The sequence below is a fragment of the Jatrophihabitans sp. genome (assembly GCF_036388195.1).
Lineage (GTDB): Bacteria > Actinomycetota > Actinomycetes > Mycobacteriales > Jatrophihabitantaceae > Jatrophihabitans_A.
Map to the genome: position 1 here is coordinate 1 of NZ_DASVSG010000147.1, position 14799 is coordinate 14799.

General features: G+C 73.2%; 10 protein-coding genes. All 10 read left to right on the top strand.

Annotation, left to right across the window (positions count from 1 at the left end):
- The coding region (locus VF612_RS14955; RefSeq protein WP_408660649.1) for an alpha/beta fold hydrolase at positions 1-669 on the top strand (669 nt) is incomplete at its 5' end.
- A gap of 4 nt (positions 670-673) precedes the next feature.
- The gene (locus tag VF612_RS14960) at positions 674-1705 is read left to right on the top strand and encodes a DUF3152 domain-containing protein (protein WP_408660650.1); all 1032 of its coding nucleotides are present in this window, start codon (positions 674-676) and stop codon (positions 1703-1705) included.
- Positions 1706-1878: 173 nt separating this feature from the next.
- Positions 1879-3039, top strand: coding sequence for an adenylyltransferase/sulfurtransferase MoeZ (moeZ, locus tag VF612_RS14965; RefSeq protein ID WP_408660651.1), 1161 nt, complete (start codon positions 1879-1881; stop codon positions 3037-3039).
- Positions 3040-3055: 16 nt separating this feature from the next.
- On the top strand, positions 3056-3352 hold the full coding sequence (locus VF612_RS14970; protein ID WP_408660652.1) for an MGMT family protein: 297 nt from the start codon (positions 3056-3058) through the stop codon (positions 3350-3352).
- Between the two features lie 125 nt (positions 3353-3477).
- A complete protein-coding gene (locus VF612_RS14975) occupies positions 3478-6648 on the top strand; it encodes an ATP-dependent helicase (RefSeq protein WP_408660653.1) in 3171 nt (1056 codons plus the stop codon).
- A complete protein-coding gene (locus VF612_RS14980) occupies positions 6645-9992 on the top strand; it encodes an ATP-dependent helicase (protein ID WP_408660654.1) in 3348 nt (1115 codons plus the stop codon). Before VF612_RS14975 ends, VF612_RS14980 begins: the two co-directional genes overlap by 4 nt.
- Before the next feature lie 50 nt (positions 9993-10042).
- A complete protein-coding gene (locus VF612_RS14985) occupies positions 10043-11446 on the top strand; it encodes a dipeptidase (RefSeq protein ID WP_408660655.1) in 1404 nt (467 codons plus the stop codon).
- 10 nt (positions 11447-11456) lie between these two features.
- Positions 11457-12278 carry a hypothetical protein gene (locus VF612_RS14990; protein WP_408660656.1) on the top strand — a complete coding sequence of 274 codons (822 nt, stop codon included), beginning with the start codon at positions 11457-11459 and terminating at the stop codon, positions 12276-12278.
- A 76-nt stretch (positions 12279-12354) separates the two neighbouring features.
- Positions 12355-13620: a M16 family metallopeptidase gene (locus tag VF612_RS14995; RefSeq protein ID WP_408660658.1), complete on the top strand. Its 1266-nt coding sequence runs from the start codon at positions 12355-12357 to the stop codon at positions 13618-13620.
- On the top strand, positions 13617-14799 hold a 1183-nt coding region (locus VF612_RS15000; protein ID WP_408660657.1), incomplete at its 3' end, for a M16 family metallopeptidase. The genes VF612_RS14995 and VF612_RS15000, both read left to right, overlap by 4 nt.

Here is a 14799-nt window from a genome sequence, read left to right on the forward strand (position 1 = left end):
CTGGTCATCGACTACCTGGACCAGACCGGACGCGGGCCGGTGCACCTGATCGGCAACTCGATGGGCGGAGCGATCTGCATCCAGGTGGCGGCCCAGCGGCCCGACCTGGTGCGCACGCTGAGCCTGGTCTCGCCCGCGGTGCCGGACCTGCGGCCGAAGAAGGGCTCGGACGCCCTGATGCCGCTGCTGCTGGTGCCGGGCCTGGGGACCCGGGTACTGGCCCGGCTGGACCAGCTGCCGCCGGAACGGCGGGTCCGCGCGGTGATCGAGCTCTGCTTCGCCCATCCCGAGCGGGTGCCGGCCAACCGGCTGGCCGAGGCGGTCGAGGAGCTGCAGACCCGACGTGGCTACGCGTGGTCGGGTGAGGCGATGCTGCGGTCGCTGCGGGGCCTGGTACGCAGCTACCTGACGGTCGGCACCAGGTCGCCGTGGCATGCGCTGAGCCAGATCCAGGTACCCACGGTGGTGATCTGGGGTCAGGTCGACCGGCTGGTCGACGTCGCCAACGCCCCCCGGGTCGCCAGGACCCTGCCCGATGCCAGCCTGCTGGTGCTGCCCGACGTGGGGCACACCGCGCAGCTGGAGGACCCGGTCATCACCGCCAGAGCCATCCTGGGCTTGCTGACCCACGCAAATGCCGCTTCCTCGCAGGCGGGTGTGGGATCGTAACCCGGTGACTCGACCGAGCGCCCAGCAGCGCCAGCGCCACGCCGCCGGTCGGGTTCCCTCAGCCGGCCAGCCCGGGCCGCCGAGAGGCCCGGGAGCCCGCTGGCGCGCCTTCGCCGGCCGGTACGGCTGGCGCGCGTACGCGCTGCCGGTGCTCACCGTGGTCAGCCTGCTGGCGATCTTCAACATCGGCTCGCGCCGTGACCAGCCACCGGCCCGCGCCGCGGCCGGCATCACGACGGCGGCCGGCATCGGGGTCACCACCCCCGCGCCGGTCAGCACCGTCACACCTACCGCCACGCGCCCCGCGAGCGCCACGGCCACCGCGCCCCGCACCTCGGCCACTCCCAGCAAGCCGGTGACCAGCCCGCCGACGCAGACCCTGGCCTCACCCGCCCTGCCGCCCGGGCCGCCCTACACCTTCCAGGGCACCGGCAGCTTCTCCACCGTGGCCGGCCATTCGGCGGTGCTCGGCAAGGGCCAGCTGTTCCGGTTCACCATCGATGTCGAGAACGGCATCACCGGCGTGGACCGCAGGGTGTTCGCCGACACCGTGATGGCGGCGCTCAGCGATCAGCGGTCCTGGATCGGCGGCGGCGCGGTGGCGCTGCAGCGGGTGGAGTCCGGGCAGCCGGTCGACTTCCGGATCAGCCTGAGCGCTCCGACGACGGTGCGGCGGGTGTGCGGGTACTCGTTGCGGATCGAGACGTCCTGCTACGCCGGCAGCGAGGGCCGGGTGGTGCTCAACGTGTCGCGCTGGACCCGGGGCGCGGTGGTCTTCGACGGCGACCTGGTCAACTACCGCCGCTACGCGGTCAACCACGAGATCGGCCACGCGCTGGGGCACAACCACGCCCACTACTGCCTGCGCAACGGCATGGCGCCGGTGATGATGCAGCAGAGCATCGGGACCAGGACCGTCAGCCGGGTCTGCCGTCCCAACCCCTGGCCGTTCCCGCCGGGCGTCTCGGACGCGCCGGGCGCCGAGCAGGTCGGCGACCAGCCCGATGCGGAGTTCTTCCGGCGCAATTCCTCCTGAGCCGGGCAGCTCCCGCGGCAGGGAGGCCGCGACAGCCTGCGGATGTTCGGCTGCCCCGGCGTATGGGAATCTGTCAGCGCTGTTCCGACGTTGTGGCAGCGACCGTCCGTGCTCACCATCCCGGGCGCGCCAGTTCAGCCCCAGCTCTGCCCCTGGAAGGAAACCGAGAGCTCGTGTCCCTGCCACCGCTCGTCGAACCCGCCGAATCGCTGACCGTCGATGAGGTACGCCGGTACAGCCGCCACCTGATCATCCCCGACGTGGCGATGGTCGGCCAGAAGCGGCTGAAGAATGCCAGGGTGCTGTGCGTCGGCGCCGGCGGCCTCGGCTCACCGGCCCTGATGTACCTGGCGGCGGCCGGCGTCGGCACCCTGGGCATCGTCGAGTTCGACGTGGTCGACGAGTCCAACCTGCAGCGCCAGATCATTCACGGCCAGTCCGACATCGGCCGCTCCAAGGCCGAGTCCGCCCGCGACAGCGTCCGCGAGATCAACCCGCTGGTGAACGTCGTCGTGCACGAGGCCCGGCTGGACAACAGCAACGTGCTGGAGATCTTCGCCCAGTACGACCTGATCGTCGACGGCACCGACAACTTCGCCACCCGTTACCTGGTCAACGACGCGGCGGTGCTGCTGGACAAGCCCTACGTGTGGGGCTCGATCTACCGCTTCGACGGGCAGGCCTCGGTGTTCTGGGACCGGTACGGCCCCAACTACCGCGACCTCTATCCCGACCCGCCGCCGCCCGGCATGGTCCCCTCGTGCGCCGAGGGCGGCGTGCTCGGTGTGCTGTGCGCCTCGATCGGCTCGATCATGGCCACCGAGGCGATCAAGCTGATCACCGGTGTCGGCGAGCCGCTGGTCGGACGGCTGATGATCTACGACGCCCTGGAGATGACCTACAACCAGGTCAGGATCCGCAAGGACCCGGCCACCAAGCCGATCACCGGGCTGATCGACTACGAGGCATTCTGCGGGGTGGTCTCCGAGGAGGCCCAGCAGGCGGCCGTCGGGTCCACCATCACCGCTGCCGAGCTCAAGGAGCTGCTGGAGTCGGGCAAGCCGGTGGAGCTGATCGACGTCCGGGAGCCGGCCGAGTGGGAGATCGTGTCGATCCCCGGCGCCAAGCTGATCCCCAAGGACCAGATCCTGCGCGGGGACGCGCTCGCCTCGCTGCCCCAGGACCGCCAGATCGTCATGTACTGCAAGACCGGCATCCGCTCGGCCGAGACGCTGGCCGCGGTGAAGAACGCCGGGTTCGCCGACGCCGTGCACGTCCAGGGTGGGGTGACCGCCTGGGTCAAGCAGGTGGACCCCTCGCTACCCTCCTACTGAGCCCGCCCGCCGCGCCATGACCGAGGACCTGCCGCTGGCCCAGCGGATCCTGGACTGCGTCGAGTCGATCCCGCCGGGCAAGGTGATGAGCTACGCCGACGTCGCCGAATACTGCGGCAGCCGGGCGGCCCGCAACGTCGGACGGGTGTTGGCCGCCGACGGCGGCACGGTGGCCTGGCACCGGGTGCTGCGCTCGGACGGCAGCTGCGCCGAGCATCTGCGTGCCGAGCAGCTGTCCCTGCTGGCCGCCGAAGGGGTCCCGATCCGGGGCGACCGGGTGGACCTGGCCGCCGCCCGCTGGGACGGCCGCTGAGCACCAGCGGGCTGACACCGGTTATCCGGACGCGGTTGCCCGGAAGCGTCTAAACCTCGACGGCTGGCCGCGACACGGCCGGTCGCCTCCCCGAAACTGTCGCCGCAGCGTGATGCCATTGCGATGTGTTGGCAAGCGTTCCGTCCGAGCCCGCGTTCCGGCTGGTGCATCCGCACCTACCGGCGCTGCGGGAGCCGGTGCCCGACGCCGACCAGCAGCGGGTGATCGACCACGACCTGGGCGTGCTGCGGGTGCTGGCAGGCCCGGGCACCGGAAAGACCACCGCGCTGGTGGAATCGGTGGTCGACCGGGTCAGCCGGCGGGGCGTGCCGATCGAGAACATCCTGCTGCTCACCTTCTCCCGCCGGGCGGCCGGCCAGCTGCGCGACCAGGTCACCGCGCGGTTGCAACGGACCCTCTCCGAGCCGGTGGCACGAACCTTCCACTCCTACGCGTTCGGGCTGGTGCGCCGGGCTGCCGTGCTCGCCGGCGATCCGCCGCCGCGGCTGCTGTCTGGCTCCGAGCAGGACGTCACGCTGCGCGAGCTGCTGGCCGGCCGGCTGGCCGACCGGGTCGATGCCTGGCCGGCCGGGCTGTCGGCCGCCGTGCACACCCAGGCCTTCGCCGACGAGCTGCGCGACCTGCTGATGCGAGCCGTCGAGCGGGATGTCAGCCCGCAGGCGCTCGCCGAGCTGGGGGTCAAGCACGACCGTCCCGACTGGGTGGTGGCCGCTGATGTGCTACGCGAATATCTCGACGTCACCGCGCTGAAGGCGCCCGGGGCCTTCGACGCCGCCGAGCTGATCCAGCGGGCCAGTTCCGAGCTGCGGCGCAACCCGGAGCTGCTCGCCGCCGAGCGCCGGCAACGGCGGCGGATCTTCGTCGACGAGTACCAGGACACCGATCCGGCCCAGATCGAGCTGCTCAAGCTGATCACCGCCGGCGCCGACGAGCTGGTGCTGATCGGCGACCCGGACCAGGCGATCTACTCCTTCCGGGGCGCCGAGCAGAGCGCCATGGCCGACATCGACCTGCATTTCGGCTGGCTGCCGGGCACCCCGCGGCCCGATCCGGAGCCCGCCGGCCAGCTCCAGCTGAGCACCCCGGTGGAGACGGTGTCGCTGACCCAGTGCCGGCGCAGCGGGCCGGTGCTGGTCGCGGCGTCCCGGCGGATCGCCGCCCGGCTCAGCGGCCCGGCCCAGCACCGGGCGCTGGTGTCGGCCAGCGACCTCGGCCCCGGCACGGTCGATGTGGCGGTGTTCAGCTCGGCCAGCCAGGAGGCGGCACACATCGCCTCGGTGCTGCGCCGCGCGCACGCCGAGGACCAGGTGCCCTGGTCGCAGATGGCGGTGCTCGTCCGGTCCGTCGGCCCGGCCGCCGACAGCCTGCGGCGGGGCCTGGTGGCGGCCGGCGTGCCGGTCGGGCAGGCGGTCCGCGGCCCGCTGATCGACGAGCCGGTGGTGGCCCAGCTGCTGGAGCTGCTGCGGTGCGTGGCCGATCCGGCAGCCGTCCAGCCCGAGGCCGCCGAGGCGCTGCTGCTCGGCGCGGTGGGACGGGCCGACCCCCTGCAGGTGCTGCGGATGCGCCGGCACCTGCGGCGGGCGCCGGCCGGCCCGCTGAGCCTGGCGGACCTGGTCACCGAGCCGGGCGCGCTGGCTCTGGTCCCGGCCGCGGTCCGCCAGCCGGTCGAGCGGCTGCGGGCGGTCATCGACGCCGGCGCCGATGCGGTGGCGGTGCCCGGCTGCTCCGCCGAGGACGTGCTGTGGGCGGTCTGGCAGGCCAGCGGCCTGTCGTCCCGGCTCAATCGCCGCAGCCTGGCCGGCGGCCCGGACGGAGCCCGCGCCGACCGGGCCCTGGACGCCGTCCTCGCCCTGTTCATGGAGGCCGCGAAGCTGTCCGACCGCAGCCCCGGCAGCGGGATCAGCCAGCTGCGGGACTGGGTCAGCCAGCTGCAGATCACCGACACCGGAGCGACCCGGCGGGCGGTGACCGAGGAGGTCTCGATCCTCACCGCGCACGCCAGCAAGGGCCTGGAGTGGCAGCTGGTGTGCGTGGCCGGCGTCCAGGACGGCGTCTGGCCGGACCTGCGGCAGCGCGGCTCGCTGCTGGGCTCGGACCTGCTGGTCGATCTGGTGGCGCACCGGGCCCGGGTGTCCAGCGGGCTGCTCGCCGAGCGGCTGACCGAGGAGCGCCGGCTGTTCTACGTGGCCATCACCCGCGCCAGCCGCGCGCTGCTGGTGACCGCCGTCGACAGCGACGATGCCCAGCCGTCCCGGTTCGTCGAGGAGCTGGACCCGCTGCCCGACACCATCGAGTCCCGGCCGGTGGCCACCGCTTCCCGCAGGTTCCTGCTCGCCGGCCTGGTCGCCGAGCTGCGCGGGGTGCTGGTGGACCCGAACGCGTCCGAGGACGAGCTGGCCGCGGCCGCCGAGCAACTGGCCAGGCTCGCCGAGGCGCGCGTGCCCGGAGCCCACCCGCGGGAGTGGTGGGGACGGGCGGCGCTGTCCAGCGACGGCCCGATCCGGCCCCGGTCGCTCGGCCCGGTGCCGATCCGGCCCTCGAAGTTCCAGGCCTACACCGACTGCGAGCTCCGGGCGCTGCTGATGGACCTCGGCGCCACCGATGCCACCGACGAGGTGGCCGCGTCCCTGGGCACCCTGGTGCACTGGGTCGCCGAGCAGGTCGAGCCGGGCGCGGGAATCGAGGAGCTGACCGCGCTGCTGGAGCAGGGCTGGTCCCGGCTGGACTTCGGAGCCCCCTGGCACGCCGTCGCCGAGCGGGCCCGGGCGCAGCGGATGCTGGCGGCGCTGGCGTCCTGGCTGGTCGACAGCCGCGCCAAGCTGACCCTGGTGGCCCGCGAGGAGCCGTTCAAGGTGCAGATCGGCGACGCGGTGCTGTCGGGCAAGGTGGACCGGCTCGAGCGTGACCGCGACGGCCGGCTGGTGGTGATCGACCTCAAGACCGGCAAGAGCAAGCCCACCCAGAAGGACGTCGCCGTCCACCCGCAGCTGGCGGTGTACCAGCTCGCGGTGGCCGAGGGCGCCTTCACCGGTGGCGAGCCCGCCGAGCCGGGGGGAGCCCAGCTCGTCCAGATCGGGACGGCGACACCCGGTGCGCAGGCCCAGCCACCGCTGGCGGACTTCCCCGATCCCGGATCGGTCGCCGCCGACCTGGCCCGGGTCGCCGCGGTGCTGCGGGGCAACACGGTGACGGCGCAACCCGGCAAGGCCTGCAGCCGGTGCCTGGTGCGCAGCTGCTGCCCGGCCCAGGACGACGGCCGGCAGGTGACCCAATGAGGGCCCCGGTGAGGACGTCGGCAAGGGCGCCCCTGAGGACTTCGGCGCGGGTCCCGACGAGCGCCCGGGTGCGCGCCCCGGCCCGCTACCAGCCCGCCGACGTCGCCCGGCTGCTCGGGTTGTTCCCGCCGACCGACGAGCAGGCCGCGGTGATCCAGGCGCCGCTGGAGCCGGCGGTGGTGATCGCCGGCGCCGGGTCCGGCAAGACCGAGACGATGGCCGCCCGGGTGGTCTGGCTGGTCGCCAACGAGCTGGTCGAACCGGACCGGATCCTCGGCCTGACCTTCACCCGCAAGGCGGCCGGTGAGCTGCAGCACCGGATCCGGGCGCGGCTGAAGTCCCTGAACCGGGCGCTGGGCCGCAGCTCGGAGGCCGGTGAGCCCACCGTCCTCACCTACGCCGCGTATTCCGGCCGCCTGGTCGAGGAGCACGGCATCGTGCTGGGCTGCGAGTCCGGGTCGCGGCTGCTCACCGAGGCGGCCCGCTGGCAGGTCGCCGATGCGGTCGTCCGGCGCTATGACGGCATGTTCTCCGTCGAGCCCGGCGTGGTGGCCACCGTGACCGAGCGGTTGCTGAACCTGTCCGGCCAGCTCGCCGACCACCTGGCCGAGCCGGAGCAGGTCCGCCGGCTCGCCGCCCGGCTGCGCGAGGAGCTGGCCCCGTTGCCGGCCAAGCCCGGCGCCCGGACCCGGAACCGGCCGGAGAACGTCGAGAAGCTGCTGGAGAGCCTGACCAAGCGGCTGGACCTGCTGCCGCTGGTCGAGCTGTTCGACGAGCGCAAGCGGGCCGAGGGGCTGCTGGACTTCGCCGACCAGATGGTGCTGGCGAGCAGGCTGGCCGCGATGCCGGCGGTCGCGACGGTCGAGCGCTCCCGCTATGACGTCGTGTTGCTGGACGAGTACCAGGACAGCGGCCACGCCCAGATCCAGATGCTGTCGGCGCTGTTCGGCGACGGCCGCGCGGTGACCGCGGTCGGCGACCCGCTGCAGTCGATCTACAGCTGGCGCGGCGCCAGCTCGGCCAACATCGGCAAGTTCTCCGAGCGGTTCCGCACCCGTTCCGGCAAGCCCGCGCCGGTGTACTCGCTGATGACCAGCTGGCGCAACGACCGCCGGATCCTCTCGGTCGCCAACCGGGTCGCCGAACAGCTGCGCGGCCCGGGCGGCCTGCCGCTGACGGCCCGTCCCGACGCGCCGGCGGGCCGGGTGCTGGCCCGCTACAGCGAGTCCGTCGCCGACGAGGCCGGCTGGCTCGCCCGGCAGCTGCGGGCGGAGTGGGACGCCCGGCTGGACTGGACCTCGGGCCAGCGCACCCTGGCGGTGCTGGTGCGCAAGCGTTCGGGCATCGCGCTGATCGCCCAGGCGCTGCGCGACGCGGGGCTGCCGGTGGAGGTCGTCGACATCGGCGGCCTGCTGACGCTGCCTGAGATCGCCGATGTCCGGGCGGTGCTGCAGGTGCTGGCCGACCACAACGCGGGCGGCTCGCTGGCCCGGCTGCTGACCGGCGCCCGCTGGCGGATCGGCCCGGCCGACCTGGTGGCGCTGCACCAGCGGGCCAGGGTGCTGGCCAGGCTGACCGGGCTGGCGATGAGCGGGGCATCCGACCCTGCCGCATCCGACCCCGCCGCGTCCGACCCCGCCGCATCCGGCGCCGCCGCGTCCGGCAGGGCCGCCCAGCCCGATGACGACGAGCGCATCGAGCCGTCCCTGGTGGAAGCGCTCGACGACCTCGGCGAGGCGTCGCAGTACTCCGCCGAGGGCTACCGGCGGCTGGCCGAGTGCGCGGCGATGCTGCGGGGACTGCGCCGGCGGCTGGAGCTGCCGCTGCCGGACCTGGTGGCCGAGGTCGAGCGCGCGCTCGGCCTCGACGTCGAGGTCGCGTCCCGGCCGGGCGCCGAGCACGCCGGCCGGGCCAACCTCGACCGGTTCATCGACGAGGCGGCCCGGTTCGCCAGCGACCGCGCCGCCGCCGGGGTGTCGGCCTTCCTCGGCTACCTGCGCGCGGCCGAGGAGGAGGAGTACGGGCTCAAGCCCGCGACGCTGGAGGTGCTGCCCGACCGGGTGCAGGTGCTGACCGTGCACGGCGCCAAGGGCCTGGAATGGGACGTGGTGGCGGTGGCCGGCCTGGTCGCCGACGGCTTTCCCGACATCGCGAAGAACCATGACTGGGCCAGCACGCCGGCGCTGCTGCCGTCCCCGCTGCGCGGTGACGCCGCCGACCTGCCGGTGCTGGACTTCGCCGGCTGCCAGCACCACGGCGACAGCGAGGCCCGGATCGCCGACCACCGGACCCGGCTCAAGCAGCGGCACCTGGACGAGGAACGCCGGCTGGCCTATGTGGCCTTCACCCGCGCGCGCAAGGCGCTGTACGCCTGCGGAGCCGCCTGGGGCGCCGGCAGCAAGCCCCGTCCGGCGTCGGTGTTCCTGGAGGAGTTGCGCGAGTCCGACGCGGTCGAGGTCGACGGCTGGTGGCAGGTCGCCGACGGCGAGCAGAACCCGATGTCCGGGGTGGAGCTCGGCCAGCGCTGGCCGGCCGATCCGCTGGCGGGCCGGCGTCCCCTGATCGAGCGCGGCGCCAGCCGGGTGCTGGCCGCGATGAACCACCTGCGCGCCTTCGACGCCCCGAGCGAGGCCAGCCAGCTGGCCGCCTCGCAGCGCAGCCCGCTGGCCAAGCTGTGGGAGCGGGACGTGGACCTGCTGCTGGCCGAACGGGCGGCAGCGGCCGAGCTGGGCGTGATCGAGGTGGCCGTCCCGGACCAGCTGTCGGTCTCCGACGTGGTGACCCTGGCGGCCGATCCCGGCGAGCTGGCCCGGCGGCTGCGCAGGCCGCTGCCCCAGCGGCCGGCCAAGCAGGCCCGTCGCGGCACGGCCTTCCACCAGTGGCTCGAACAGCGCTGGGCCGCCGAGTCCCTGCTCGACATCGACGACCTGCCGGGCGCGGTCGACGAGCTGGCCGACGCCGGCGAGCTCGAAGCCCTCAAGGCCGCGTTCGAGCGCAGCAGCTGGGCCGACCGGACCCCGATCGCGGTCGAGGTCGGCTTCGAGATGTCGTTCGGCGCCCGGGTGGTCCGGGGCCGGATGGATGCCGTCTTCTGTGACCCGGACGGCCGCTACACCGTCGTCGACTGGAAGACCGGCCGGCCGCCGACCGGCGCCGACGCCGAGGCCAAGGCGGTGCAGCTGGCGCTCTACCGGCTCGCCTGGGCGGCCATCCGCGGCATTCCGGACTCCGAGCTCGGCTCGGTGGGCGCGGCGTTCTACTACGTGGGAGCGGATCGGACGGTGGCGCCGGCGAACCTGCTCGACGCCGGGCAGCTGCGCGAGCTCATCAACGGCGGCCTCTGAGAGCGGCGTCGGGCTGCTACCCGAGGCCCGGGGGCGATAACCTCGCGACCGTGACCAACGACGTTCGTTCCTACGTGGCCGATCATTCGGCCGACCTGCTCGCCGATCTCGACGCCTGGTTGCGGATCCCCGGCATCAGCGCCCAGCCCGAACGCCGGGACGAGGTGATCCGCAGCGCCGAGTGGTTCGCCGACGCGTGCCGGCGCACCGGGTTCCCGGTCGTGGAGATCTGGCCGACGGACGGGATGCCGACCGTCTATGCCGAGTGGCCGAGCGAGGACCCGGACGCGCCGACCGTCCTGGTGTACGGCCACCACGACGTGCAGCCGGTGGACCCGATCGAGCTGTGGCACACCGACCCGTTCGACCCCACCGTCGACGGCCCGGTGTTGCGGGCCCGTGGCGCCTCCGACGACAAGGGCCAGCTGCTGTTTCACCTGCTCGGGGTGCGCGCGCACCTGGCGACCACCGGCCGGACCAGCCCGGCGGTCACCCTGAAGTTCCTGATCGAGGGCGAGGAGGAGTCCGGCTCGCCGCACTTCGAGGCGCTGCTGGCCGAGCGGCGGGACCGGCTGCAGTGCGATGTCGTGGTGATCACCGACACCGGCATGCTCGCCGAGGACACCCCCAGCGCGGTGACCGGGATGCGCGGCCTGGTGCTCGCCGACGTGCACTTCCACGGGCCCGACCTGGACCTGCACTCCGGCGTCTTCGGGGGCGCGGTGCCCAATCCGGCCCAGGCGGTGGCCCGGCTGACCGCCGCACTGCACGACGACAACGGCCGGGTGCAGGTTCCGGGCTTCTACGACGACGTCCTCGAGCTGAGCGAGCAGGAGCGCGAGCTGCTGACCCGGGTTCCCTTCGACGAGGCCCGGTTCCTGGAGACCAGCAAGTCCCGGGCGCTGGCCGGCGAGGCCGGTTACTCGACGCTGGAACGGATCGGCATCCGGCCGACGGCGGAGGTCAACGGGATCGGCGGGGGCTATCAGGGCGCCGGCAGCAAGACCATCATCCCCAGCGACGCCTTCGTGAAGCTGTCGTTCCGGCTGGTGGCCAACCAGCGCCCGGCCGCCATCCGCGAGGCGGTCCACGCCTTCATCGAGGAGCACACCCCGCCCGGCATCGAGTGCACCATCAACTGGGAGGCCGCCGGGGTGGCGCCCTGCCTGGTGCCCATCGACACCCAGGCCTACCAGGCGCTGTCCAGGGCGGTCTGCGCCGCCTTCGACGCCGACCTGATCCTGCCCACCTGGGAGGGCGGCTCGGGGCCCGAGGCCGCGATCCAGCAGGAGCTGCAGGCGCCGATGGTGTTCCTCGGGGTCGGCCTGCCCGATGACCAGATCCACGCCCCGAACGAGAAGGTGACCCTGTCGATGCTCTACAAGGGCGCCGAGGCGGCCGCGCATCTGTGGCGGGAGTTCGCCGAGGTGGGCCGCGAGGGCCTCAAGAGCTAGATTCGAGGAGATGATCGAGCTACCGCCGCCGAACCAGCCACCGGATCCCTCCGAGGTCCGGGGGCGGCGAGGGGCGGCCCTGGTCGCCGCGGCAGTGGTGCTGCTGCTGGTCGTGGGGGCAGCGCTGGTCAACGGGCGGCGCAACCGCGACAGCGCGGCGCGGCAGGCAGCTGACCGGGTGCAGCAGCAGACCACGGCGCCCACTGGCAGGCCGAGTCCCGGCGGCCCTCTCGGCCCGGACGGCGGCCCGGCGGAGCGGCTGCCGGTGGTCGCCTGCCCGGAGATCCGTGACGAGCAGTCCCGGCTGGGCTATCGCTGCATCGACAACGGGCTCCGGCAGGACTACTCCGACATCTATCTCGGCCTGCGGATCGCGCTCAACCAGGAGGTCGAGCCGGGCTGGGTGATCAGCGAGGGCTCGGGCAACCCGCGCAGCCTGGCCAGCCCGCCGTCGAACGACACGGTCGGCTACGGGCAGAGCCGCAACGCCGCCGCCCCGGCGCTTCCCTCGGCCGCCCAGGTCGAGGCCGAGGTGCGACGGCGCGCGCTGCTGGCCGTGGCGCTGGGCTACGGCGACAAGCCGTCGAGCGTTGTCCTGGCTGAGCACACCAGGTCCTTCCGCGGCGTGCAGGGATTCGAGTTGGTCACCGAGATCACCATCAATCCCACCTACCGCGCTCAGCGCCGCCTCAAGGTCCGCGTCGAGCGGTTGTGGACGGTGGGCCTGCCCACCGCGGCGGGGGTCAGCATCTTCATGCTGTCGATCCCCGACAACCGGGCCGATCTGTGGGCGAAGGCCGAGGCCACCGTCGGGACCGTGCACGTGCTCTGAGCGCCGGCTTGGTTAGGGTGTCGGAGTGCCCACCTCGTCACGTCTGCCTGCCCTGCCGTCGCTGTCCTTCGACCTGATGCGCCACACGCTGCGCAATGGCCTGCGGGTCGTGCTGGCGCCGGACCGGCGAGCGCCGGTGGTCTCGATCGCCGTGCTCTACGACGTCGGGTTCCGTTCCGAGCCCGAGGGGCGTACCGGCTTCGCGCACCTGTTCGAGCACCTGATGTTCCAGGGCTCGGCCAACCTGGAGAAGCTGGAGCACTTCCACTACATCCAGTCCTCGGGCGGCATCTTCAACGGCAGCACCCACCTGGACCACACCAGCTACTTCGAGGTGCTGCCCGCGCACGCCCTGGAGCGCGGGCTGTTCCTGGAGGCCGACCGGATGCGCTCGCCCCGGATCACCGAGGAGAACCTCGCCAACCAGATCGCCGTGGTGAAGGAGGAGATCCGGGTCAACGTGCTGAACCGGCCGTACGGCGGGTTCCCGTGGCTGCAGCTGCCGCAGCTGATGTATGACACCTTTCCGAACGCGCACAACGGCTACGGCGGCTTCGAAGATCTCACCAACGCCACCGTGGCCGACGCCAGCTCCTTCTTCGACAGCTACTACGCCCCGGCCAACGCGGTGCTCTGCGTGGCCGGCGACTTCGACCCGGACGAGGCGAGCGAGATGATCGAGCGGCACTTCGGGCCGATCAGGCGCCGGAAGAAGCCGCAGCGGCCGGACTTCGGCGAGCCGCCGCTGAGCAGTGAGCGGCGGGACGTGGTCGTCGATGAGATCGCGCCGATCCCGGCGCTCGCGATCGGCTACCGGGTGGTGGACCCGGCAGCCGACTTTCCCCGGTACCTGGCCACGGTGCTGCTCGCAGAGATCCTGTCCAACGGGGACGCCTCGCGGCTGCACCGCTCGCTGGTGCAGTCCAAGGGGCTGGTGACCGACATCAGCGCCTACCTGGGCACCTTCGGCGACCCGCTGGAGGAGCGCGACCCCACCCGGCTCACCATCACCTCCCACTACGCCGACCGGTCCGTCACCGACGCGGTGATCGCGGCGATCGACGAGGAGCTGGACCGGCTGGCCACCGGCGGCGTCGAACCCGGCGAGCTGCGCCGGGCCGCCGTCCAGCTCGCGGCCACCATCTCCCAGGAGCTTGACCAGGTGATGAACCGCAGCCAGGAGTTCGCGAAGTTCGAGCTGCTGTTCGGCGATGCGGCGCTGATCCTGCGGCTGCCCGAGCTGCTCAACGAGGTCACCGACGCCGACATCCGCGCGGTGGCGGGCACCCTGACGCCGACCAGCCGGGCCATTCTCGAGCTCGTCCCGGGAGCTGCCGCATGAGCGCGCTGCTGCCGGTGCCGGGGCTCGCTCCGGCCGCCAAGCCGAAGAAGCTCGCCTATTCCGAGCGGGTGCTGTCCTCGGGCCTGCGGGTGGTCGCAATCCGCCGGCCGACCGTGCCGATGGTCGAGGTTCGGTTGCGCATCCCGTTCTTCTCCGCCAAGCCGCAGCACCTGGCGCGGTCGGCCTTGCTGGCCGGCACGATCCGCACCGGCACCGCCGAACGGGACCGCGCCTCGCTGGCGATCGCGTTGGGTGACCTGGGCGCGGAGCTCTCGGTGGGCCGGGACGCCGACCGGCTGCTGCTGTCGGCGTCGGCGATCGCGGCCGGGTTGCCGGCGCTGCTCGGGCTGTACGCCGAGATCCTCACCTCGGCCAGCTACCGGCCGGCGGAGGTGAGCGGTGAGCGCAGCCGGCTGCTGGAGCGGATCACCATGTCCCGGTCCCAGCCCGGCGTGATCGCCGGCGAGGCGCTGGCCGACCGGATGGCGCCCGGGCACCCGTACGGCCGGACGTTGCCCGACGAGGCGGATGTCGCCGCCACCACGGCAGCCCAGCTGCGCAGCCTGCACGCCGGCCTGGTGCGTCCGGACGGCGCCCTGCTGGTCATCGTCGGCGACATCACGCCGGCCCGCGCGCTGGCCGCCGCGGAGTCCGCCCTGGACGGCTGGACCGGCGCCGCCCCGGCCGCGAAACGGCCGCCCCTGCCGCCGATCACCGGAGGTCCGCTGCGGATCGTGGACCGGCCGGGCTCGGTGCAGACCGCGTTCCGGTTCGGCGCTCCGGGCCTGCCGCGACACGACGAGCGCTATCCGGCGCTCCAGCTGGCGAACCTGATCTTCGGTGGCTACTTCTCCTCCCGGTGGGTGGAGAACATCCGCGAGCGCAAGGGCTTCTCCTACTCACCGCGCAGCGCGCTCGAGCATGCCACGCTGCGCTCGTCCCTCCTGGTGTCGGCTGACGTCGCCACCGAGGTCAGCGCGCCCGCCCTGCTGGAGACCCTGTACGAGCTGGGCCGGATGGCCTCGGCTCCGGTGACCGAGGCCGAGCTGGAGTCGGTGCGCCAGTACGCCATCGGCACGCTGGCGCTGTCGACCGCCACCCAGGCCGGGCTGGCGACCAGCGCCTCCGCCCTGCTCAGCGCCGGCGCCGGGCTGGAGTGGCTCGCCACCCATCCGGTGC